Source organism: Tuberibacillus sp. Marseille-P3662 (assembly GCF_900178005.1).
GTDB lineage: Bacteria > Bacillota > Bacilli > Bacillales > Sporolactobacillaceae > Marseille-P3662.
The window spans coordinates 1-22,748 of record NZ_FXBS01000004.1; the positions used below are offsets into that span (position 1 = coordinate 1).

At 43.6% G+C, this 22,748-nt stretch carries 19 protein-coding genes, 1 rRNA gene, 1 pseudogene and 1 riboswitch; of the genes and pseudogenes, 4 read left to right on the plus strand and 17 right to left on the minus strand.

Annotation, left to right across the window (positions count from 1 at the left end):
* The 4 genes from B9Y89_RS03580 to B9Y89_RS03595 form a co-directional block, all read right to left on the minus strand.
* A 16S ribosomal RNA gene (locus B9Y89_RS03580) occupies window positions 1-132 on the minus strand; the annotation flags it as partial.
* Between the two features lie 623 nt (window positions 133-755).
* The gene (locus B9Y89_RS03585; protein ID WP_085521633.1) at window positions 756-1,988 is read right to left on the minus strand and encodes an aminopeptidase; all 1,233 of its coding nucleotides are present in this window, start codon (window positions 1,986-1,988) and stop codon (window positions 756-758) included.
* A 70-nt stretch (window positions 1,989-2,058) separates the two neighbouring features.
* Complete coding sequence (locus B9Y89_RS03590; protein WP_254901173.1) at window positions 2,059-2,523, minus strand: GNAT family N-acetyltransferase; 465 nt, start codon at window positions 2,521-2,523, stop codon at window positions 2,059-2,061.
* 4 nt (window positions 2,524-2,527) lie between these two features.
* On the minus strand, window positions 2,528-3,211 hold the full coding sequence (locus B9Y89_RS03595; RefSeq protein WP_085521635.1) for an HAD family hydrolase: 684 nt from the start codon (window positions 3,209-3,211) through the stop codon (window positions 2,528-2,530).
* A 162-nt stretch (window positions 3,212-3,373) separates the two neighbouring features.
* Here B9Y89_RS03595 and B9Y89_RS03600 point away from each other — a divergent pair, with 162 nt between their 5' ends.
* A complete protein-coding gene (locus tag B9Y89_RS03600; protein ID WP_085521637.1) occupies window positions 3,374-4,687 on the plus strand; it encodes a S8 family peptidase in 1,314 nt (437 codons plus the stop codon).
* 78 nt (window positions 4,688-4,765) lie between these two features.
* Here B9Y89_RS03600 and B9Y89_RS03605 read toward each other — a convergent pair.
* The 4 genes and pseudogenes from B9Y89_RS03605 to B9Y89_RS03620 form a co-directional block, all read right to left on the minus strand.
* A pseudogene (locus tag B9Y89_RS03605) lies at window positions 4,766-4,885 on the minus strand (SDR family oxidoreductase); the annotation flags it as partial.
* A gap of 35 nt (window positions 4,886-4,920) precedes the next feature.
* Window positions 4,921-8,136, minus strand: a complete 3,216-nt coding sequence (locus B9Y89_RS03610; RefSeq protein ID WP_085521641.1) for a UvrD-helicase domain-containing protein — start codon at window positions 8,134-8,136, stop codon at window positions 4,921-4,923.
* A complete protein-coding gene (locus B9Y89_RS03615) occupies window positions 8,129-11,083 on the minus strand; it encodes a PD-(D/E)XK nuclease family protein (RefSeq protein ID WP_085521643.1) in 2,955 nt (984 codons plus the stop codon). Before B9Y89_RS03615 ends, B9Y89_RS03610 begins: the two co-directional genes overlap by 8 nt.
* Before the next feature lie 274 nt (window positions 11,084-11,357).
* Window positions 11,358-12,344 (minus strand): helix-turn-helix transcriptional regulator, encoded by a 987-nt coding sequence (locus tag B9Y89_RS03620; protein ID WP_085521645.1) that lies wholly within the window; start codon window positions 12,342-12,344, stop codon window positions 11,358-11,360.
* Between the two features lie 235 nt (window positions 12,345-12,579).
* Between B9Y89_RS03620 and B9Y89_RS03625 the strand changes: the two genes are divergently transcribed.
* Window positions 12,580-13,242, plus strand: a complete 663-nt coding sequence (locus B9Y89_RS03625; protein WP_176222090.1) for an SCO family protein — start codon at window positions 12,580-12,582, stop codon at window positions 13,240-13,242.
* Window positions 13,243-13,304: 62 nt separating this feature from the next.
* Here the strand turns inward: B9Y89_RS03625 and B9Y89_RS03630 are convergent, their stop codons facing one another.
* From B9Y89_RS03630 to B9Y89_RS03650, 5 genes are read right to left on the minus strand one after another with little or no spacing between them, the layout of a single operon-like run.
* On the minus strand, window positions 13,305-14,333 hold the full coding sequence (locus B9Y89_RS03630) for a ThiF family adenylyltransferase (protein WP_085521646.1): 1,029 nt from the start codon (window positions 14,331-14,333) through the stop codon (window positions 13,305-13,307).
* Window positions 14,326-15,099: a thiazole synthase gene (locus tag B9Y89_RS03635; RefSeq protein WP_085521648.1), complete on the minus strand. Its 774-nt coding sequence runs from the start codon at window positions 15,097-15,099 to the stop codon at window positions 14,326-14,328. The genes B9Y89_RS03630 and B9Y89_RS03635 overlap by 8 nt, the downstream gene beginning before the upstream one ends.
* Window positions 15,100-15,101: 2 nt before the next feature.
* Window positions 15,102-15,305: a sulfur carrier protein ThiS gene (gene thiS / locus B9Y89_RS03640; protein WP_085521650.1), complete on the minus strand. Its 204-nt coding sequence runs from the start codon at window positions 15,303-15,305 to the stop codon at window positions 15,102-15,104.
* The gene (gene thiO / locus B9Y89_RS03645; protein WP_085521652.1) at window positions 15,305-16,432 is read right to left on the minus strand and encodes a glycine oxidase ThiO; all 1,128 of its coding nucleotides are present in this window, start codon (window positions 16,430-16,432) and stop codon (window positions 15,305-15,307) included. Before thiO ends, thiS begins: the two co-directional genes overlap by 1 nt.
* Window positions 16,425-17,036: a thiamine phosphate synthase gene (locus B9Y89_RS03650; protein WP_176222091.1), complete on the minus strand. Its 612-nt coding sequence runs from the start codon at window positions 17,034-17,036 to the stop codon at window positions 16,425-16,427. The genes thiO and B9Y89_RS03650 overlap by 8 nt, the downstream gene beginning before the upstream one ends.
* 252 nt (window positions 17,037-17,288) lie before the next feature.
* Window positions 17,289-17,387: riboswitch (TPP riboswitch) on the minus strand.
* Window positions 17,388-17,879: 492 nt separating this feature from the next.
* Between B9Y89_RS03650 and B9Y89_RS03655 the strand changes: the two genes are divergently transcribed.
* Window positions 17,880-18,677, plus strand: a complete 798-nt coding sequence (locus B9Y89_RS03655; protein ID WP_085521655.1) for a TerC family protein — start codon at window positions 17,880-17,882, stop codon at window positions 18,675-18,677.
* Window positions 18,678-18,748: 71 nt separating this feature from the next.
* On the opposite strand, the gene B9Y89_RS03660 is transcribed toward B9Y89_RS03655, so the two are convergent.
* The 4 genes from B9Y89_RS03660 to B9Y89_RS03675 all read right to left on the minus strand — a co-directional run bounded on the left by B9Y89_RS03660 (window position 18,749) and on the right by B9Y89_RS03675 (window position 22,356).
* The gene (locus tag B9Y89_RS03660; protein WP_441351463.1) at window positions 18,749-18,919 is read right to left on the minus strand and encodes a small acid-soluble spore protein P; all 171 of its coding nucleotides are present in this window, start codon (window positions 18,917-18,919) and stop codon (window positions 18,749-18,751) included.
* A 9-nt stretch (window positions 18,920-18,928) separates the two neighbouring features.
* Window positions 18,929-19,510: a CBO0543 family protein gene (locus B9Y89_RS03665; protein ID WP_085521659.1), complete on the minus strand. Its 582-nt coding sequence runs from the start codon at window positions 19,508-19,510 to the stop codon at window positions 18,929-18,931.
* A gap of 282 nt (window positions 19,511-19,792) precedes the next feature.
* On the minus strand, window positions 19,793-21,370 hold the full coding sequence (locus B9Y89_RS03670; protein ID WP_085521660.1) for a cation:proton antiporter: 1,578 nt from the start codon (window positions 21,368-21,370) through the stop codon (window positions 19,793-19,795).
* Between the two features lie 59 nt (window positions 21,371-21,429).
* Window positions 21,430-22,356 (minus strand): DMT family transporter, encoded by a 927-nt coding sequence (locus B9Y89_RS03675; RefSeq protein WP_085521662.1) that lies wholly within the window; start codon window positions 22,354-22,356, stop codon window positions 21,430-21,432.
* 196 nt (window positions 22,357-22,552) lie between these two features.
* Here B9Y89_RS03675 and B9Y89_RS03680 point away from each other — a divergent pair, with 196 nt between their 5' ends.
* Complete coding sequence (locus tag B9Y89_RS03680) at window positions 22,553-22,726, plus strand: YjcZ family sporulation protein (RefSeq protein WP_085521664.1); 174 nt, start codon at window positions 22,553-22,555, stop codon at window positions 22,724-22,726.
* Window positions 22,727-22,748 lie beyond the last annotated feature (22 nt).

A 22,748-nucleotide genomic window follows, 5' to 3' on the forward strand; every position in this document is an offset into this window, starting at 1 on the left:
TGTTACTCACCCGTCCGCCGCTCGATCCATCCTAATCACTCCGAAGAGATCATAGAATATCTCGCGCTCGACTTGCATGTATTAGGCACGCCGCCAGCGTTCGTCCTGAGCCAGGATCAAACTCTCCGATGTATAGGACGTACAAGTGCCGACGTTGTGACAGGACGTCACGCCGTTAGTCGGCCTTCCTTTACATCCTTGGCTGTTAAGCCAATATCTGCAAATATTTGACCCTTGGCTATGTTTGAAAAGAGGTTCCTTTCAAACAGCGCTTGAGTTTTTGTTTAGTTTTCAAAGAGCAATCTGTCATTCGCTCATATTGTTGCTTATCAAAGTGACTTTTATATTTTAACAAATATCTTTCATAATGTCAATGACTTTTTTCTTGTCATTATGATTTTAAAAGCAATTCGTGTTGCTATCGCGAATGTTTTTCAAAGCGACAAATACAACTGTATCAAAACAAGGATCAGTATGTCAATAATTTTTTTGAAATAATATTGTGCTTCAAAAGTAATGCCTAATAATATATCAAAAGCTATTTAATCGTGTCAATAACGTTTGATATTTTGTTGGCGCCGTTAAAAGCGACATTTAATAATATATCATGTGTAGATAAATACATCAACCCCTATTTATTATAAAATCCATGTTTCACCTGTTGTTATAAGCATCAGAAACGATGAACCAGAAATAAAAAACCGTTCGCCTATACTGCAGTATAGGCGAACGGTTGAGTTTATGAATTTATTGATCTAAAAGGCCCAAAGCCCATGACGGAAAATGGGTTCTTCATCATCATCATGAGTGATGCCGTCGATATCCAATTCATCTGAACCGATCATGAAGTCGACGTGAACCAGGCTATTGTTAACGCCATGCTGTTCCAACGCTTCACGACTTAAATCAGCACCGTTTTCCAGACATTTAGGATATGCCTTTCCGATGGCTAGATGACAGGAAGCATTTTCGTCAAACAAAGTGTTGAAGAAAATCAAGCCTGATTGCGAAATGGGTGAATTATGAGGGACAAGCGCCACCTCACCTAAATAGTGCGAGCCTTCATCGGTTTCGATTAGACGCTTCAGCGTTTCATATCCCTGGTCAGCGTTAAAATCGACAATCCGGCCGTCTTCAAATGTTAGAGAAAGGTTTTCAATTAAAGTCCCACTATAATTAAGGGGCTTCGTACTTGTTACCGTGCCATTGACGCCCGTTTTAAGTGGCAGTGTAAATATTTCTTCCGTCGGAATGTTGGGGATAAACGACGTTCCTGATGCATCTTCAGCAGCACCGCCAGCCCACACATGATCCTTAGGTAACTCAATCGTTAAATCCGTTCCCGGGGCACGGTAATGAAGTTGTTTAAACTTCTTGTTATTCATATAGTTACCTTTTTCAGTTAGCTGTTGTTGGTGTTCTTCCCACGAAGCAATAGGGTCTTCGCGATCGACTCTCGTCATTTTAAAAATCGTATTCCAAAGCTCTGTCACGGCTGCATCTGTCTCCAAATCAGGGAAGAGTTTCTTCGCCCACTCTTCTGATGGCACAGCGACGATGGACCAACTCACGCGATCTGCCATACGGTACTCTTTGTAAGGCTCAAGTGCCTTTGAAGCTGTTTTATTGTCCATCGAAATCTTCTCAGGATCTATGCCATTCAATAAATCAAGGTTTGGTGTCCGGATGTCAAGAAACGCTGCACCCTCTTTGGCTAACTGCTCAAGCCCTTCTGCTTCCCAAGTGGGATACTCCTTAAAAGCTTCATCAGGGGCATACTGAAATCGGGTCAATGTGAGCTCATCATCACTCCAGCGAAAATAAACTTGTTTGGCTCCCGATTGATACGCCTCCTTAGTGACCTTACGAACAAAATCAACAGCCGCTATAGGCGCACTTACAACAAGGTCTTGGTCTTTTTGAATGTTAACGCCGATTTTAACGGCCAGCTCAGCATACTTCTCAAGTTTCTGATCGAATGTTTGCATATTATGTACTCCCTTCATCGCTATTTATTTTAACACGCTTAAGTGTATCCGGCACGAACAAGTCTCCCTGTCAAAACAAATCCTGTGCCAATCGAATCATGTCCCGACAGATAATACCATTTTCAATGATTTCCTCTGAATAATGTTTAACAAAAAAATCCATATCAATGCCTGTAATCCGGAACCCGCACTTTTGGTACATCGCAAGTTGCCCGATACTAGAGTTCCCTGTCCCCACTTCTATCGTCTTAAACCCTTGAGATTGAGCCGTAATAATAGCATGGTTGACGAGTTGTTGGCCAATGCCTTTTCCTTGCTCCTGCTCAGCAACAGCAACATTAACCAATTCAACCATTTCCGGACGCGTCGACAGCAAAACGTACACGCCGACCACGCAATCATCGATTCTCGCAATATAGACTTGCCCTCTATACATATAATTATCAATGATGGTTTTTGATGGGTCAGCTAAGAGTAGCCATTCATATGGTATAGCCTCAGCCGGCATTTTTTTACTGATGACTAATGGATGCATATCCTCACCTATCCTCCTTAAAGGATATTTCTTTAAAATTCATATCATTTAGTTCATCAAGATTCGTGATCATCCCATCATATACAGACGGTTGATGATAAATATCATTTCTTTTCCAAATGGCACGGAATCCAGCCTGCTTAGCGGCTGCAACATCTTTCTCTGGGTGATCACCGACAAAGACACAATCACTAGGTTTCAGGCCCAGCCGACGTGCTGCTTGATGAAAAATGTGAGAATCTGGTTTCCTGATCCCTTCTTTTGCCGACACTAATATCACCGACATACGGGATTCGATCCCTAGACTTTGGATATTATTAAACTGAAAAGGATATTGACCATTGGTGATGATCCCTAAATAAAATCCGCGATTAGATAAAGTCTGTAGCGTTTTCACCATTTTGGGAAAAGGAAGACTATGGTCGCAAAAATGGCGAATATAATCGTTCAGCAATGTTTCCCAATGCAAATCTTTAATTCCAAATGCCCTTAATAATTGCTGATATACTTGATCCTTCCAAACAGAGCCATGTTGGTCTAAAGCGATCAATCTTTCTACAAAAGCATTTTCTTCGATTGATGCTAACTGTTGATTAAATCGTTGGTACTGATTTTTAGCAAATGCTAATAAGGAGCGGTCTCTATCCAGCAAAGTCCCATCTAAGTCAAACATAACCGCCTTAATCATCGACATTCACCCCAAATCTTTAATCCTATAACGAAAGTCTTAAGTTGATAATCTATAAGATTCGTCTATGAGACAACCACCTTTTTTTCCTCATTATCCACGAATACCGCGACCTTTTGTCAGATGATTCATAGCATAAATCATATAAAGGAGTGATAGACTTTGTATGGTTTCTCTATGATTCAACTCACCAGAAAGTATCATCATAAGTTTGATAAGGATTTGCGTCAGCAGCTGGTCCAGCTTTACCGCCCATTCCGGCGCATTCCTTGTTTTATGCACCGTCATTTAGAAAAGTTAATGGTTAAATTCAAGAAGCTTCCCGTCGTTATTGAACTTGAAGAGGATGCTGAGTCCTTTCACACAAGTAAAAACGATATGGATCAACTATTAAAACATGAATCAAGATGCAAAATTTCTCATGATTATCCTGAAATCTCTTGCCTATCAGCCACATTAACACCATCAAGTATTGAAAAACTCATCTATAATCACCCTAATATTAAAAAGGTATATCATGATCGAAAAGTAAGTGCTTATCTTGATGTTGCCTCACCAACCATTCGTGCCCAAGCATTGCATGACCAGGGATTAACAGGGAAGAACGTTAACATTGCTGTCGTGGATACCGGAGTCCATCCACACACTGATTTAAAACAACCAACTGATCGCATCGTGGCTTTTAAGGACTTTGTCAAAAATAAGACAAAACCTTATGATGACAACGGCCACGGAACTCATTGCGCTGGGGATGCCGCCGGAAACGGTTACGCTTCCGATGGAAATTACCGGGGCCCTGCACCTGAGGCGGGGATCATAGGTGTTAAGGTGCTTGACCAAACCGGTTCAGGATCCCTCTCAACTGTCGCAGCAGGCATCCAGTGGTGTATCGAACACAAAGCTGAGTATCAAATTGACATCATTTCCTTGTCATTAGGCGCACCTGCTGACCAATCCAATTGTAACGATCCACTCGTTAAAATGGTGGACAAAGCATGGGCTAACGGGATTGTCGTTTGTGTTGCCGCCGGAAATTCAGGGCCCGATAAACGAACCATCGGAACACCCGGTAACAGTTCAACCATTATCACAGTCGGTGCCATGGACGATCAGAATACCGTCGACCGTTCCGATGATGAGATTGCACCATTTTCAAGCCGCGGTCCCGCTTGCGGCCAAACGTCTAAACCAGATGTTGTTACACCAGGTGTGAATATCATATCACTGAGATCTCCAAGCTCATATTTAGATAAAACACAGAAATCAAACCGTGTCGATAACGACTATTTTTCATTATCAGGCACATCTATGGCGACACCGATATGTGCCGGGGCATGTGCTTTAATTCTGGAATCCTCACCTGAGGATACGCCTGATCAGGTCAAAACCAAGATCCTTCAAGCAGCCGTTGACCAGGGCTTACCAAAATATGTTCAAGGTGCAGGCTACTTGGATGTATCAAAAGCCATTGAGTAGGTGGAGTCCATCCCCTCTGAACGGATCACTCCGGGGCTGATCCCAAAACGGGTCAGCCCCGTTTTCAGTATATATCACTTACTGACGTAGAAATCCACCTTCAGAGTTAATAACTTGGCCGGTAATCCATTCGGCTTCATCTGTCGCCAAGAATCGAATCAACCGCGCTGCGTCCTCTGGCTTTCCAAGTTGATTCATAGAAATCCCCTTTATCATTCATCTGACTTCTCCCCTCATACCTCACACAGCTCGTCTTTTTCAGTAAAATAGATGTAAGCCCGGCAATTCTCATCGCTCGGTACCATTGTCGCTAGTACAGCTTTGTACACTTGCAGTTGTTGATAATATTCCTCCATTAAAATAGACATGTCCTCGTCATGCTTCATCCGATCCGTTTTATAATCAACGATTGTCCATGTTTCACCTTTTTGATAAACCAAATCGATAACACCGGATAAGTGCACGACATCATGATGTAAATCCATCCACTGTGCCACGGAGTGATACAAGCGGTCACCTTTGATGAGTTGAACGGCGAAGGGCATTTCGGCATAACATTCATCAGCGGCACGCAAATCATCCCATACTGATGATTGTTGAAATAACTCCAAGATCGCCTGAACATGATCATAGTCTTCTCCTAGGAGCTCATGGTCACGTAACGACTGTTGAACGATCCATTCAGTCTTCTCGCCTTTTACGAGCGCCTCTAGACCACGATGAATGACACTCCCCCAAGCGGTACCGCCGCCCTCATAGCGTTCTACCTTCCAATAAGCAGACGATTTTTTCTCATCCGTTGGTGCAACATGCGCAAGACTCGGCTGGGACAAAGGCTCCACCCAATTATCAACACAGGGATCTCGCGGAGCGGCCTGCACTTTTTCACCTAATTGGTTGGACTCTGTTACATGTTCTGGAACTTGGAGAACAGAAAGATCTGGATGATATTCGATTAGACGGTACCACGGATTCCTTTTATTACTTTTCTCCGATGAACTGATAATCAAAGCATCCTCAGCCCTCGTAGCCGCAACATAAAGAAGACGGTCTTCTTCAGCTGTCAGATACCGGGCCTCCTCTTGGGCATAGGTTTGCCAACCCTGAGGTTGGGCCAATGTTTGCTTGTGCCATGTACCAACAGATTTCTGCAACAACATAAAACCGTTAGCCCCATTGTCCGTTCGTCTGATATGCCGGTCCACAGGTGGGGTCGTCAATTTCATCGGATTCACTAAGAAAACGACCGGCGCCTCCAATCCTTTAGCCTTATGAACATTCATGATTCTGACCGCTGAATGTCCGTGAGCATCCAGTGTCAGGGCCTCTTCGGGCCGTGCCGCTACCCACTCTTCAACCGCTGCTAACGCTTGATCAAACGAAGTTACACCGTCAACTTCACCACTCCGGACATATTCCAACACCTGATAAAGATAAGCGGCCTCCGTTTCGTCCTGGGCGGCCGCAAATGACAACAGCCCCGAAGTCTTCATGATCTTTTCCATTGCCACTGCCGGCGGTAACTGTTGTGACCATTGATGGTAGCGGTGCAAATACTCAAACGCCGACATCAATGACGATCGTATTTCATCAGGCATTTGTTCAGGAACGTCTTGAAAAAGTTCAAATTGACCGCCGTATGTTTTGTATTGGTATAAGGCATCATCGGATATTCCAAAAAACAAACCTCTAAGGACAGCAACGAACTGCAGACGGTCCGAGGGATCACAGAGAAACCGTAACAATGTCAACCATTCCTGGACAAAAACCGATTCATTCAGTGCTGTATCACCGGCGATGTGCACAGGAATGCCCCATTTCTCTAGTGCCTGGGCATAGACCGTCATACCATCTTTGTAACGGGTTAGAATCATAAAGTCACTGGCCTGATGCGGCGCTTCACGGCTGGTTAATCTGATACCACCGCAGAGAGATGCCGCGATTGTTTTTGCAACCGCGTCGGCTTCAAAAGCAATGATCTCATCTTTTTTACTGTATTCTGACGGAATCGACAGCACTTGGACAGCCTCGTCCTTTGATGTTCGCGCGGCTTGCAATGGCTTAAAGGTTGCTTGATAATCATTCCCGGATAACAGCTGACGGAATACGACATTTAACCGTTCCGTAACAGATGATACTGACCGGAAATTCATCGTCAAATCAAGAATATCACCGCCGCTGTTTGCGATTAAGGTTTTCACCGTATTATAAATATCAATATCCGCCCGGCGAAAACGGTAAATCGATTGTTTCGGATCCCCTACAACGAACAATGAGCCGGGCAGCGGTACGCACTTACGCCAATCTCTCTCTTGGTGATGATCGCCCGTTAAATAAAACAGGATTTCCGCTTGTAATGGATCCGTATCTTGGAATTCATCGACCAGCAAACAACGGTATTTTTGCTGAAAATACTGCCGGACTTCTGGATGGTCCTTAAGCAGCCGGCGTGTTGTCATTAATAGATCCTGAAAATTCAGACCTGATTTTTGGTTTTTAGCTTGCTCATAACGCCTTATGGCCGGTTGGATAAAATCCATCATTTCACCGTAACAGTGTTCACGCCATGCGGTTAACAAAGGTAATACATGCTGTTCTCTCAACTCGGAAAAATAGTCGCGCCATTCAATCGCTTCTGCTTTCACATCCCAACGATTTTGTGTGACTTTAACTCCGCTCTCAAATATCGATAAAAGCCGGATAATTTGTTTGTCCGTGGTCAAATCCAATAGTCCTGATAAGCGCCGGAACTGAAGGATTTTTTGCTGTAACGCGTCGTAACCTTTTTCTGGCTCATCATCCGGAATCGCACGTACAGCATCATTAACCGCTTTCGTTAAAGGTGGTAAAGCCTCGGTCAAATCGGGTCGAGCCGCATGACACGGTGGAAACGACACATCAGGAAACGTGGAAAGTTTCATATAGATCGTCTGAAGATCCTTCGGTGTTACACCTAATGCATCAAGCACCTCTAATTGTTCCGGGGCATTCTTCTTCACATCAAACAGAAAGGCATCCCACGCTGCTCTTAACAAAGCCTGGTTCTCTTCCTCGTCTAGATCTTTGAATTCAGGGTCAATCCCGGCTTCAACGGGTCTTTCGTGTAATAATTGAGCACAAAAAGCATGAATCGTTCCCAGAAAAGCGCAGTCAAGGTTCATGAGCGCCTCTTCTAAGCGCGCCCTGCTGTCCTCATCCACAGCGTCGTGACACGCCGTCTCTAAACCAGTCTGAAACCGTTGCTTCAGTTCATTGGCCGCTTTTTTGGTAAACGTAATTGCCGCTATCTTATCGACCGTGGTAAACCCGGTCCGAATGATCTGAATCATCCGTCCAACGAGGCTGGATGTTTTTCCCGACCCCGCCCCAGCTTCAACGAGAAAATTTTTATTTAATTCGGCAGCAATCTGACTGCGGTCAGCCTGATCTTGAATCAAAACGTTACTCATTATCTCTCATCCTTTTGAAATGGATCAATTCAGGTCTTGTATCATCTGCCATTTTCGCTTTAACGCTGTCCGCAAAGGCTGACCGGCGACAAACATGTTTAAAATCACAGAACGTGCAATCATGAGCATCATCGGTGACCGGAAACAAACCTTCACGAGTGAGATCAAAGACTGTATTAAGGACCTGCTTCGTCTCTTCTCTTTTACTTCCGGTGCGGTAAACACGCTCCCCCTCACCTTTTAACGTCGGAAATAGGTAAGCCATGTCACGGACAGATCCGGTTATTTCCGTATCCGCCAATTCGGCTTCAAGTGCCAAGCCATATAAAGCATGCTGGAGCTGACGACCGCCTTTAAAATAGTCATGTTTTCCATAACGTTTGGCACTGCCTGTTTTATAATCAATAATTCGATAATCGCCTGCGTCAAGCTTGTCAATCCGATCAATTTTGCCAGCCAAGCGGAATTGTCCTGTATCACCAAGGTCAATGGCTGCTGGCGCTCGCTCGTCATCCAATCCAAATGTCCATTCGAATGCGACAGGGTCTCCCTCATCCGCATACGTCATTTCACTTTGCAAAAAGACGTCACAAGCAGCTAACAGTTCATCTTTTTCTAAAGCAAACACCCAGTCGCTCGGCGGCGGAACATTCATGCGCTGTTCATTGATCTGGTTTTCCGCCCATTCGAATAAATGGAGTCTATGGGTTTCATTCGTTGATTCGTTTTTGGCCATTATAGATCGATAAAAATGCTCAAAGATACGATGCAGCAACTCGCCACGTTGCAATGGATCCAGCCATTCATCAGATGTACCACGCCTAACTTCCTTCGGCTTTAAGCGTAATACGTAGCGAAGAAAATATTGATATGGGCACGTCGCGAGCGTCTGTAGCTTTTCAGTCGACATCACTAATTCTTTATTCATCCTAGGGTCAAGGTTAGCCGCTGACCTATGAATGTTGCCATCATAGGGTGTCAGTTGTGGCAGGCGCCTTGCCTTTGCCGCTTGAAAACCAGATGCCATTAACGGAAAGTTTGTCCTCAATTGAGACAAAGTGGCTTCCGAGTCGTTCTCTAAAGCATACGATAGCCACTCGTCACCCGTATCCAAGCCGCCATCCGGTTCAGCAATAAATCCGGCCGGTGTACCAAGAGCATCGGCCAAGACTTGATAATCGGCATCTAATTGCATCGCGGCTAATCGGTAAGCTTGCAGCATAAAGGAAGCCGGCTCGCGTTTGCGATGATCATTCATATCAAACATCGAATAACTAAGTGTCGACTCCCCAATACGAGTGGCTAAATATTGAGCAGAGGCTTGATGTCGTTCGCTCAAATGATCTGTTGACAGCGGCAAATATTGACTGATTCGTTGTCTCTCCGCATCCAGTAAAACCGGATTCTCCATCACCTGCCCCGGGACGCTTGTTTGATCTAGGCCAACAATATAGGTGATCTCACGGTTGTCAAAAAGGCCGTCCCTCACCCGGGTGACATGTAAATGCCCTGGTTGTGATGCGGCGGCTTGAACTGACAACCCTGAAGTGACGTCACGCATGAGCTGGATGGCATCCTCTAATTGAATCGATTCACGACCTCCGCTTGCGGGCACTGCTAATGATTCCATCAATGCCTCCAGCGCTTCACCATCGGCAGCATCCTTAATAGCAGCGTACAATTCAAGCCATTGTGACAATGCTTCGCTAAAATGGCTGACATCCACTGTCTGCTGAGAGCCTGTTTCCGGTAAATCATGAATCATCGTCCATAAACTGTCTATTACCGATTTGTCCCGTTTCGATAAATCATCATTTAAAACTTGATTAACATATCTGACATATCTCGTTTTCCCCCAACCTATGTTCGCGTGCTTCACACCCTTGGCTAAGGCTCGCTTGGTCAGCGACATGTGCTTTACATCAAATTCAGAAGAACGAATCATCGTCAATAACATTTGATCACTATAATCCTGCTCGATCCAGTTGAGTAACTGGTGAAGTAAGCGTCCCGGTCTGGTATTATGGATGGCATACCCACTGTTAAATGTGACAGGTATCTGATATTGAGACGTTAGTTGATAGAGTAATGGCGTATACGACTCACCTCCAGCTATCGCAATCGTCACATCATCTAAAGGGTGTTTCTGGGATCGAATCTCAGACAAAATGTGCCGGAGTTCATTCGATTCACCATAAGCATGGAAAAAACGAACATCGGGGTCGGTGTCTCTTTTTATAGCGAGTTCTGGGTGATACATGTAAGCATATCGATTCTCATTGACTACATGGGTTGGCGTTTCGGGATCAACAACGACGAATGTGGGGAGAACGACAGCGTCAGGCTGGATCCACCGGTCATATAATGCCTGTTCCTGTCTAGAAAACTTGTGATTAGGGGCGATGATATAGGTCACGTTCCTACGCAAGGGTTGCCCCTTTTTCAACGCCAAGTCAACAAGATCTCCCTGATCAAGTTTTTTAGTATTCTTTAGGGCTTGATGATAATACCGATCAATGATTTGCAAGTCTCGCCATTTATCCGGGTGGACGGATGCGTTTTCTGGCCATTCACTAAGATGGACATTTGCCTGTTTTAAATCTGAGATGGCAGTATAGATCGACCGGGCCAGACCCAGTGTGGGTTCAACTCTATGAAAATAAGTCAACTCACCTGTATGCCCACATTTCTGTAGACATTGGAACACAAGATAAACTGCCTCATGTTCATTCACAACCTTCCAATCATTATGGAATAGTGTTTCCGCCACCATTTCCTCCATAACATCAGCCAATGTGTAGACGTGTAAATTAACCGCTTGATAACCATCGGAAACATAAGACTCAACCAGTTGACGCCCTTCCCGGTGCGTTCTAGCAAGCAATCGCTTTTCCACAAACGGATGTTTTAGACATATCTTGTGTAGCGCCTCCATTAAACCGCCCATCCGACAACCTCCTCGCAATCCCAATAATTAAATAAGCGCTTTTTATTATATATTTATAGTCTATCCAATTCGGTTGTATTTTTTAAGTATAAAAAGAAAGCTGACCGAAAAAACGGCCAGCTGAAAATATGGGTGAATAAAACATCAGACTCACCAACTGTGAGTCATAAAGGGTAATCAGTTGTATGTATAGTTATTCGACAAGATAAGCAGAATTCCTTCAAGCTTCGGAAATTTTTTTAGGGCTCGCAGGATGTGTGTGTCAGTTTACGCACTAATAATAAACCTCATATAATTGCATGATCGCTTCCTTCATTCGGTCAATTAAATCATCTGGTGATAAAACCTTCACTTCACCGCCCCTTGCCAACAGCCAGTGCACAAGTCCGTCGCTGATAGCCGCTTTCGTCTTAATCACGAACGTCTCCTCATCGACTTTTTCGTAATTGGAATCTCGACCAAAGCGATCAATCATGATGTTTAAAAGATTGGACGAAAATTGTATCTCTATATCAGCTTCCTTACCGGCAAACATATTGAAAGCCGTTTTCATATATTCGGAGACATTAAAATCAGGCCGCTTAAAAGTTTCGTCTTTCACACGAACGTGGCGCATACGGTCGACTCTGTAGTGCCGGATTTCATTGGTAAGTTCAAATTCGCCAATCAGATAATAAAAGCCGTTATCCCACGTCAGTGCATAGGGTTTCACCGGGTAGAACATGCCGTCCCTGCGGAGTGTGAACACAATGTCGTTATTATAATGACCATATTGAAATTCAACTTTTTTACTATCCGACATCGCGATATGGAGACTATTAACATCGTACTTCATAAGGTCGCTATCATTTCGGACGGTTTCATCCACATAGAGATGATGCTGTAATTTCTCACGTTGTGGTTCACTTGTAAGATGACGAATTTTGTCGATCAAACGCTGGGCGTCCTTTGTCGTCATAAATCGCGCTGACAGGACCGCATCCATCAGCATTCTAAGTTCGTAGAGTTCAAATAATCGTTCTTGATGACTGTATAAATTTTTACCATGCGAGCCATGATTTCTTGTAACAGACATATTGTACGCATCAATCGCCGACAAATCCTCTCGCAGCACTTCCCGTTTTACAGCCGCCCCATCACCGTATATGTGTTTGAGTTTCTGCTCAATGTCTTGTAATCCAACTTGATTTTCATCATCGGTTTCCTGTTGTAAAATATTAATAATTTCAAGTAATCGTTCTCGTGTTGGTAAGCGCTTCACCTGTCTACCTCCCTCTTATATGATTCGACACTCACATAAACTCTGAAGAAGATTGTGGAATCCTCTCGTTTTTTACCATTCTAGCACAGAATTTCTCGAAAAGTCGTGATGCACGTGAAACATTTTCTATGAAACCATCTTGTAAATGTTATAAATTCGTTACAGATTGTTAATGATTTTATGAATCATAAAATTTACAATGGTTTGTAGAAGAATGATTAAAAGGAGCGTCATTATGCCAAAATATCGTCTACTATTAATGGGCCTATTAATCATAGGCATGGTGCTTAGTGGCTGCGGTGAGCAAAAATCTGAGTCAGAACAATCGACACAAGATCAAGCAGCCAAGCAAATCGATACGAATAAAAACAGCAATCAAGTGACTGACTTGACCGATGCGAACTGGATGGTCGGTGATTTTGAATTTACCGATCAGAATGGTCAAGCTTTTGGAAGCAAGGACTTAAAAGGGGATATCTGGCTGGCCAACTTTATCTTCACAAGTTGCCAAATGGTCTGTCCGCCCATGACCGCCAATTTACGACAAGTTCAGCAAAAAATTGACAAAGCCGGTGTAGATATCGATATCGTGTCATTCAGTGTCAACCCGTCAGTCGACACACCGAAAAAAATGAAACAATTTGGCAAAGACCATCATGCGGATTTTTCTAATTGGCATTTCCTAACAGGCTATGACTTTAAAACCATCAAAAACTTTTCCGAAACGCATTTTAAATCAGCCGTTTCCAAACCACCGGAGGGTTCTTCCCAATTCACGCACGGAACGAGCTTCTATTTAGTGAATCGAGATGGCAAAATCATTAAGAAATACAATGGCTATCAAAACGTCCCTTATGACACTATCATTGCAGACCTGAAACAATTAGCTGAAAAATAGACAAAGAAAGGTGCCCTCAGTATGATGCAATCTAGAAGGCACCCTTTTTTTAATAGGATCATTTATGTTGTTCGTATGTGTCGGTCATAGATTGATTGGGCCTCTTCGACACTTTGCATACCATGTAATAGGACACGACCGTCGTGAAACACAACGATACGACGCTTATCGTCCAATCTGGCATGGATGAGCAAATCATTCGCCGCTAGCTTCTGGGCAACCCCTTCTAGCTTCTGTTTTACGGCTTCCGGTTCTAAGCGTTCACCTTCAAGCGGGCGGATTTGCACCGTATCGCGGCCACAAAGCACAGCTGTTTTGGTTCCTGATGACGTTTGAAGATAAGGATACGTCGGATCATGACCACATGACGGGCAGTCGTCTTTTTTCAATTGATCCATCTTCATAGACGTCTGCTCGTTCCCCCAAATATCGGTAAATATTAATGTGCCGCGTAGCGACGCTTGATTCCCTGTCAACAACTTCATCGCTTCCGTCACTTGATGGCTAGTCACCCATTGAATAATTGGCGCAATCACACCGACCGTATCACATGTATCTTGCTCCGTTGGCATCGTCGGCAGCAGACAGGAGAAGCATGGCGTCACCCCGGGAACAAATGTGTACGTCATACCTGTACTTGCCGTCGCCCCGCCATATATCCAGGGAATGCAGTGCCTTTGCGCTAAGTCATTGATGAATAATCTCGTTTCAAAATTGTCAGTTGCATCAATTATAACATCGACATCCGCCGTAAAATGCTGCCTGACATAATCAAAAAAATCGGAAACATAGGGCTGAATGTCGACTTCATGGTTTACCGCCTTTAACCGCTCGGCCGCCGCTGTTGCCTTTGGCGTGCCCGCTTCAGCATCGGTCTCCGTATAGAGTTGTTGGCGTTGCAAATTGCTCCACTCGACATAATCGCGGTCAACGATCACCAGATGGCCGATACCCGCGCGCACTAACATTTCGGCCGCCGCTGTTCCCAAAGCACCCGCACCGACAATCAATACTTTAGACGTGTTTAATTTCTGTTGGCCGCTGTCTCCAATGGGAGAGAACAACGTTTGCCGCGAATAGCGTTCATTCATCAATCGGACTCATTCCCTCTTTTGGACTGCTTGGCGTCGCTTGCGTTTTCATCGGAATTCGGCCTGCTTCATAGCTTAGGCGACCGGCCTCAACAGCTAATTTCATCGCCCGCGCCATGGATACCGGATCACCTGCACCTGAGACAGCGGTATTCAATAAAATGCCGTCAGCGCCGAGTTCCATCGCTTGCGCAGCATCTGATGGCGCACCAATGCCGGCATCTACAATGACAGGAACATCTAAAGACTCGGTCAAATATTGTAGATGCAAGGGATTCAAGATCCCTCGACCGCTCCCAATCGGTGATGCACCTGGCATCACCGCATGAACCCCTAATGCTTGCAGGCGCTTAGCCAAAATCACATCATCAGAAATATACGGGAGCACGGTAAATCCTTCAGATAGAAGCGTTTCACAGGCCTTGTACGTTTCAAGTGGATCTGGTAATAGAGTCTTTTGATCACCGATCACTTCGACCTTAATCATATCACATAGTCCAGAAGCTTTCGCGAGTTTCGCGGTCCTGACCGCTTCTTCCGCTGTTGTTGCTCCAGCTGTATTCGGTAATAACGTGTATTGATGAACATTGATTTCCTCTAAAAAATTGGGTTGATCAGGTTCAAAAATGTTCATCCGCCGCACGGCAAACGTCAGCACTTCCGTTTCCGAAGCCTGGACCGCTTCGGTTTGTACCTGTAAGTCATCATACTTCCCAGTTCCCAAGAGTAACCGTGATTGAAATTGATATCGACCGATTGTTAACATGATCATCCGCCTCCTACAAAATGAACAATTTCAATTTTATCACCGTCTTGAATGTAACTTTTTTCATAGTTATTTTTTTTCATAATCGTTTGATTGTGTTCAACGACCGCCATTTTTTCTTGCAATTGATAAAATCCTAGCAAATCATTGATTGTGTGAACGTCTTCTGGTAATGACACATCTTGGCCATTAATAACAACAGCCATTACTTCAAAACCTCCTTGCTTGAATATTGGGAATGAGAAAATGGTGTTAAATCAATGTCCGGTTGCCGGCCCTGGACCAGTTGTGCGAGCAGCCAGCCAGTCACAGGGCTTAGTAGAATCCCATTGCGATGGTGCCCAAAACCATACCATAAATTTTCGGTATGAGGTGCCTGACCAATATAGGGTCGCCTGTCTCGGGTTGTCGGCCTGAGCCCGGCCCAGATCTGGTCAATCTTAGCTTGGCTGAGTGCTGGCAGCAAGGCTCTAGCAGAAGATAATAATTGGTAAACACCGTCCACAGTGACATCCGTGTCATAGTCATAAGGTTTTTCTGTAGCACCAATATAGACTTTATCCCCTTGTTTGGGTGTGATGTAACATGATTCGGAAAAAATCGTCCGAGACAACATGGGCTCAGCCACGCGTACAGATAGGGCTTCACCCTTAATTGGAAATAGGTCAATATCAGCATGCGTCAGGTCTGTCTTCCCACTCCATACCCCTGCAGTGACAATGACATGATCAGCAGCATAATCCCCTTTTAACGTTCGTACCCCTGTCACCTTCTCACTTTCTTCCATCACTTCCAAAACATCATTATGTTCTTCCAATTTCGCACCATAGTGCACCGCTGCTCGTGCCAAAGCTTGTGTTAAATCAGTCGGCTCGACCTGACCTTCATAAGGAAAATAAAGAGCACCGGAAATCGTGTCTGAGAGAGCCGGTTCAGTCGCTAACACTTCGGATCGTGTCAGACATTGGGCGGTCTCCCCTTGACGCCGCTGCCAATCGGCTATTGTCTCCATACGTGCCATATCCTGTTCTGAGAATGCCGGCCGCATCGCACCTGACTGCCGATAAACAATATCAATCCCCGTTAATTGACGTAATTCCTCACTAAGTTCAGAAAACATAGAACGGCTGCGTTTCGCCAAGTCATACAGCGGCGATGGGCCATCAAGTTCGGTTTGCACACCAAGCATGCCGGCAGCTGCTTGTGATGTCCTCGATCCAATCTTGTCCTTTTCCACTAAAAGCACCCGCTGGCCGGCTTTGGCTGAATAAAATGCCGCCGCACAACCGATGACACCTCCGCCAACAATCAAGACATCGTATTTTTTAACCATAATGTCCTTGCACCTCCAATTGCATCCGAATCGCCTCCGCTTCACGCTCCGGCTCCTCCGATTGCATGATCCCGTTCATCACCGCGACACCATGCGCTCCAGCGTCCATGACCTTTGCCACGTTGTCAGCCTGAATCCCACCAATCGCGAGTACTGGGATATCGACGGCTTGGCACACTTGTTTTAACGTTTCAATGCCTTGTGGCATGAGCCCTCGTTTGCTAGCCGTTGAAAAAACATGACCGAACAAGAGATAATCAGCACCTGCTTCCGCTTTTTGAGCAGCTGAATCACTGGAATGACTGGAGCAACCAACGTGTAAATGGGGATAAGATGCTTTCCATTTTTTCGGGGAGTCATCTTCGGGCAAGTGGATACCGCCAATGTCAGATAAGTGGTTCATTGTAGCTCCAGTATTTAAAATGATCTTGTCAGTGGGACATTTATTTTCAAGCATTGCCTCGACCCATTGCCTGATCTCTAATGCAGTGCGCTGCTTTTCACGAATGTGGACAGCATCAATCCAAGGTTCAATCGATGTTAAAACCTTTAGAAACTGTGACAACGATTGTTGTCCATTTGATATGACATGAAAGGCTGGCATCATCTCCCCCTCCCTTCAAAATAAGAATGATGTCTTAGAAACATAAATGAGCGGGTTTCTCCGAAAAATGAGCGGTTATCGGAAGAAATGAGCGTTCTATCACCAAAAGTGAGCGTTTCTTTCCGAAATTGAGCGATTTTTACGAAAAATGAGCGAAATCCCATAAAAAGTGAGCGACCTCAACCCTTAATAAAATTCATACAAAAAACCACTCTCCAACAGGAAAGTGGTTTGACAAACGTAAGTATGATCATCCGTCAACCCCTACTTTCCTTCGCTGGCACAAACCAGATCAGGTTCCAAGGGTTCGGATGATTCCGTCTCAGCCCGAAGGCACCCCTAGCAGAGTTTTATTAAAGTCGATTTATTTGTTTTCATAATACCATGTATTGAAGGCGTTCACAACATCTTTTTCAGACCATTCATATTTTCAAGCCTTGATTTAATATTTAAACCAAACTTGCCATCCTTTACTCTTAATTTTGGCAAATATGGTGCGTCCATGATGTCACTATGTGTTCCTCTTGATATTTGTCCAAGTGTGATGCCACAATCCCTACGCCCTTTAAAATCGTTTAAGTTGACAGTTCATCGTTATTCCCTTATGCTATAATCAGCTTATCAGAACTGAATAACCTTTTGTTGTCAAAGGGGAGTAGCTTAACAATAACGGTCGTCATTACGGGATCAAACCCCGGCCGTCATTGGCAACTGTTTGAGTTGTTAGCAAGACCTTTGCCTATATTTGGGTAAAGGTCTAATTTGGTGTTGAATGCCTTTGCCCAAAATTGGGTAAAGGTATTTTTTTATGTACAAACTACGTCTGATGAAGGGAGTATCGATATGGACTCAATTTGGCTTGAATATGGTTGGACTTTGTTAATATTAATCGGTTTAGAGGGGATCCTATCAGCTGACAATGCCCTCGTTCTAGCGATCATAGCAAAACACTTACCGGACAAACAAAAAAAACACGCCATTGACTATGGCATCTACATGGCGTTTGTTTTCCGATTCATCTCCATTTTTCTTATATCATTTTTGACAGATATTTGGCAAGTTCAGGCCATCGGTGCAGCATATCTTATTTACTTAGGCGGCAAACATGTTTATGGTAACTTCTTTAGTTCAGAAAAAGAACACGAAGAAGATAATGAAAATAAAAAAGGAGCCGGTTTTTGGACAACAGTAGCCAAAATTGGCATAGCGGACATTGCTTTTGCTATTGACTCCATTCTGGCAGCTGTCGCCCTTGCTGTCACATTGCCACCAACTCCACTGCCACGGTTTGGTGGTATGGATGGTGGACAATTTGCAATTATCGTGGCTGCAACAGTAGCAGGACTTATTTTAATTAAGTTCGCAGCGAATTGGTTTGTGAGACTTCTTGACAAACGTCCCGGTCTAGAAACAACCGCTTACATGATCGTTGCATGGGTCGGTGTCAAACTAGCTGTTATTACACTCGCACATCCGAGCATCGGCGTATTAAATGAACATTTCGTACACAGTACAGCTTGGAAACTAACCTTCTGGGGTGTTCTAATCGTAATTGCGGTTGGCGGATGGTTTTTGTCAGGAAGAAAGTCACCTGACCAAGGCGAAGACACCCCATCGTCTTCAAACCGTTCAGAACCTTAGGTAATCTCCAGTGTATAAGATGATAGCTAAGAAAGCGAGTCCCTTTGTTGGACTCGCTTTAATTGGATGATTTAACTGCCTTCACCATGGTTGTTACGCGAATGGTTATGATTCTTGACTTTTTTTGAACCACTAAGCGGTTCAGGTTGATGGCCCTTGCGTTCGGGATGCTTTTTGTGTGCCAAAACCTTAACCTCCTTTCCTTGTTGCAAATTAGTCTTTGCGGTTAAGTCAAGGTTTATGAATCATCATCATTCGTCCCGCTTCTTCTTACCAATGGGACCAAATCGGCACTTTTCAGCCATCCAGTGAGCTATTAAATAGATTAAAACATAAATCGGAACCGAGTACCACATGTGCCAACCCTTGGATACATAAAAGCCAAGCAACTTAAAAATTACCTCAGCTACCACACCACTTACAACGCCAAAAAACACACCTTTTAGCCAAGGATTGAGATGGGGTTTGAATTGTAGAAGCAACATAACGAATATTGGGATCAAAGAAATATCCCAAGGAACATAAGCAGGAATGGTCGGTAAGGCTTTACCTGCATAGTACCATAGACCCAATGCCGTTCCCAGAAAGTCCATATAGGAAGCGATTATGATGACCAAACATCCGGCAAATAAAATTCGTCCGAAATTCTGTTTATCACATACCCAGAACCAAACAATCCAAGGAAAAATCGTCAATATGACTGAAATCCAGAAATCCCAATGAAACAGCGTATGATCGATCCAGTAATCAAGCATATCTGCTTGCAGTTGATGAAACCTTTGATAATATCGATCAACAAACTGGACAGCACCTTTGTTAATAATCGGTTCCATCTTATTAACACCTCATCACGCAAAGCCACTATTTGCTATTAGTTTCACTCGTCAATGAATCAGATATACTTCAACCCCCTATAAACATCCCTTAAACAAAGATAGATTCTTACAGACTCAATAGTCATCATTCGACTCGACATGGCAAAATATTTCCTGAGAAATAACGAAACAACCCTCTCTAAACGGTGACTGTTGAATTTTGTTATTTTTAACTTTAATCCTTATGTTAAATTTCGCAAAGAAAGTGCTCCCTGATTAAAGCAAGGAGCACTGTGTTCACTATTCATCCTTTGAATCGATTTCTTCTACTTTTTCAATGATGGTCCGTTTATGTTTATCACCAATTTTATTATTAATGATGTCTCTATTAATCAATTCATTAACAGCATCATGCTCTTCATAATATAGTTGCCTGCGGGCGTCATGTATTTGCTCGGCCTCAATCTCGGGGTAAGCGTCATACAGTCGACTCAGTTCTTCATGGTAGGCATCCAGTTCGTTTTGGTATTGCTCTTTGAGATCATTATAGACATCGCCTGCGACGAATGAAGCCGCCCGCATCTCCTCTAATTTTTCCTTGGCTTTATCAATCCGATGAATATGAGCAATCGCATTATCATAATCTTCGACCCCCTGTGACGGCTTTACGACACGGAGCCATTTAATCAGCGGATCCAATGTTAAGGTTTGAACAACTAAGGAAAAAACGACAACACTAAAGGTTAAAATAATAATTTCATCTTTCATGATAAAATCAGCCGGCAAACTGAGCGCCAAAGCGACAGAAAGACTTCCTCGCAAACCGCCCCAATTCACAACATGCTTCCATTTAAGCGGCACCTTCACAAAGCTTAAGCTTAGATAGACAGCGATACAACGAGTCACAAGCACAATCAAAATAGCACCGACAATTAAAAACCAATCTTGAGAGAAGTTAAAAGAAATTCTGTTAATTTGTAACCCAACCATAAAGAAGATGATGGAGTTAGCAATCAGTGCAATAACGTCCCAGAAGTTTTTAATACTCATTTTAGTTAATGGGGTCATACCCACTTTGGTTCCATAAGAACCGTAAATAATACCGGAAACCGCGACCGCAATCACACCGCTAAGTTGAAAGTGCTCAGCCGTGAAGTAGATACCGAAGAACATAATAAACGAGAAGACAATCTCCAAAGGATAATCATCAAACAATCTTGTTAAATGAGAAAAAACAAACCCAGCTAAAGCACCAATAAGGAAGCCGCCAATCGCAAATTGCAAAAACATTAAGATGCCTTCACCAAGACCAGCCCATCCCATGGCTATGTATTCCAATAAATAGATAGAAGAAATTTTAAATAATACGACGGCAATACCATCGTTAAACAACGACTCTCCTTCTAAGATGGTCGTTAATTTACGATTAACGCCTTTTGTCTGAAAAATAGAAATCACGCTAATCGGATCTGTTGCCGCCATTAAAGCACCGAAAACAAACGCCACCTGTAAGGGCAAATCAAGCACCAAGTACATTAAAGCACCAACAATGATGTAAGACAGGAATGTGCCGCCAAAGGCAAGGAATAGAATCGGCTTGCGGTTATCATTAAGATGTCTAAAAGGCATTTTAATCGTCGCTTCACCTAAAATAACCGGTAAAAAAATCGAAATAATAATGACTTGAAAAACTGAAGAGGTGTTAACAAAATCATAAACTTTTTCCAAAGGCTCGATGTGAACCATTCCTAGAGCGAGTCCGGCAATCACAAGCGCGATCGTATAAGGCAGATCAAAGTATTTAGCGATTGCTGTTACGCCAATAGCCATACTCAGTAGTAGAATAATTTGGATAAAAACTTCGTTAAATGCGTGCATGCCATCATCCTATCCATTGTTGATTCACTAAGATTCATGATTGCCGAAACCGACCTTTCTTATCCTTTTAGCGTTCCAACGGATGAAGTCGTTCCTGCATCATTCTTCTTCCTTCTATATAAACCTGTTGTCATAAGAATAGCGACTAAAATACAGAGCATACCGGCTCCTTGCCAGTAGCTTAAATGATTCCTGAAGACGAGCACACCAATAATGATTGCGACAACAGGTTCAATAGTAGCTAAAATCGACGCCCGGCTTGATTCAATCAATGAGAGACCGTATGTATAAAGAATATAAGCCAGACACGTCGGTATCAGAGCTAAACCCAAACTTAATAACATCACGTCTCCAGTTAAAACAACATCAAGTTTTTGCCATAGACCGCCTGTAGGAACCATGAACAGACTGGCAAAGACAAAAGAGTAAGTTGTGATTGTCAATGTCGAATACCGTTCGCCCATATACTTGCCAAAAATACTATACAATGCATAACAGAAACCCGATGCTAAACCAATCAGTACAGCTGACCATGACATATTAACTTTTAAACTGGGAAATAGACCGACAACAAACCCACAGCCAATCAATGTCACCAGTAAGGCGATGATTTTCATCTTGCTAAGCCTTTCTTTAAATAAAAGATAGGACATCACTGTGACAAACATCGGCCCCGTATACAACAAGGTCACTGCCAGTGATAATGACACTTGATCAATCACCGTAAAGTAGCACCAGTTGAAAAAGACAATACTTAAAATACCTGTTCCAACAAAGAAAAAACTATCCTGCCAACGGATTTTTAATAACCTTGGGTTAAATGCACCTAAATAAACAATCATTAACAAACCTGAGCTGATAACCCGAATAGCCACCACATTCCAAGCCGATAGACCGTAGGCATATAAAGGCTGAACAAACAAACCAATTAAACCCCAACACGCCGCACCTGTTATGGCCAATACATAGGCCTTTTTCCTATCCATGACTATCCTCCCATACCATTAAAATCCCCTTTCCCTATTATTTGACTATTTTAACATAATTGAATCCGAAATCTGAATGATGCCTGATTAGACGGGCTCCTGCTGAATTTGCCCGAACCCGTAACATGTGTCGATGCAAATGTCGATCACACACATAAGATGTCATTGAAACCATTAAAAAGGAGTGTTTCTGATTATGGGTTACTTTGGCGGTTACGGATCTGGATTTGGCGGCTACGGTGGTGGCGGCTACGGTGGTAGCAGCTGCGGTGGTGGATGCCACGGCGGCGGAGGCGCTGGTGGCGGTTTTGCCATTATCGTCGTTCTGTTCATCTTACTCATCATTGTTGGTGTCACTTACGTTCAATAAATATTTAGTAAGGCTGTTCCAA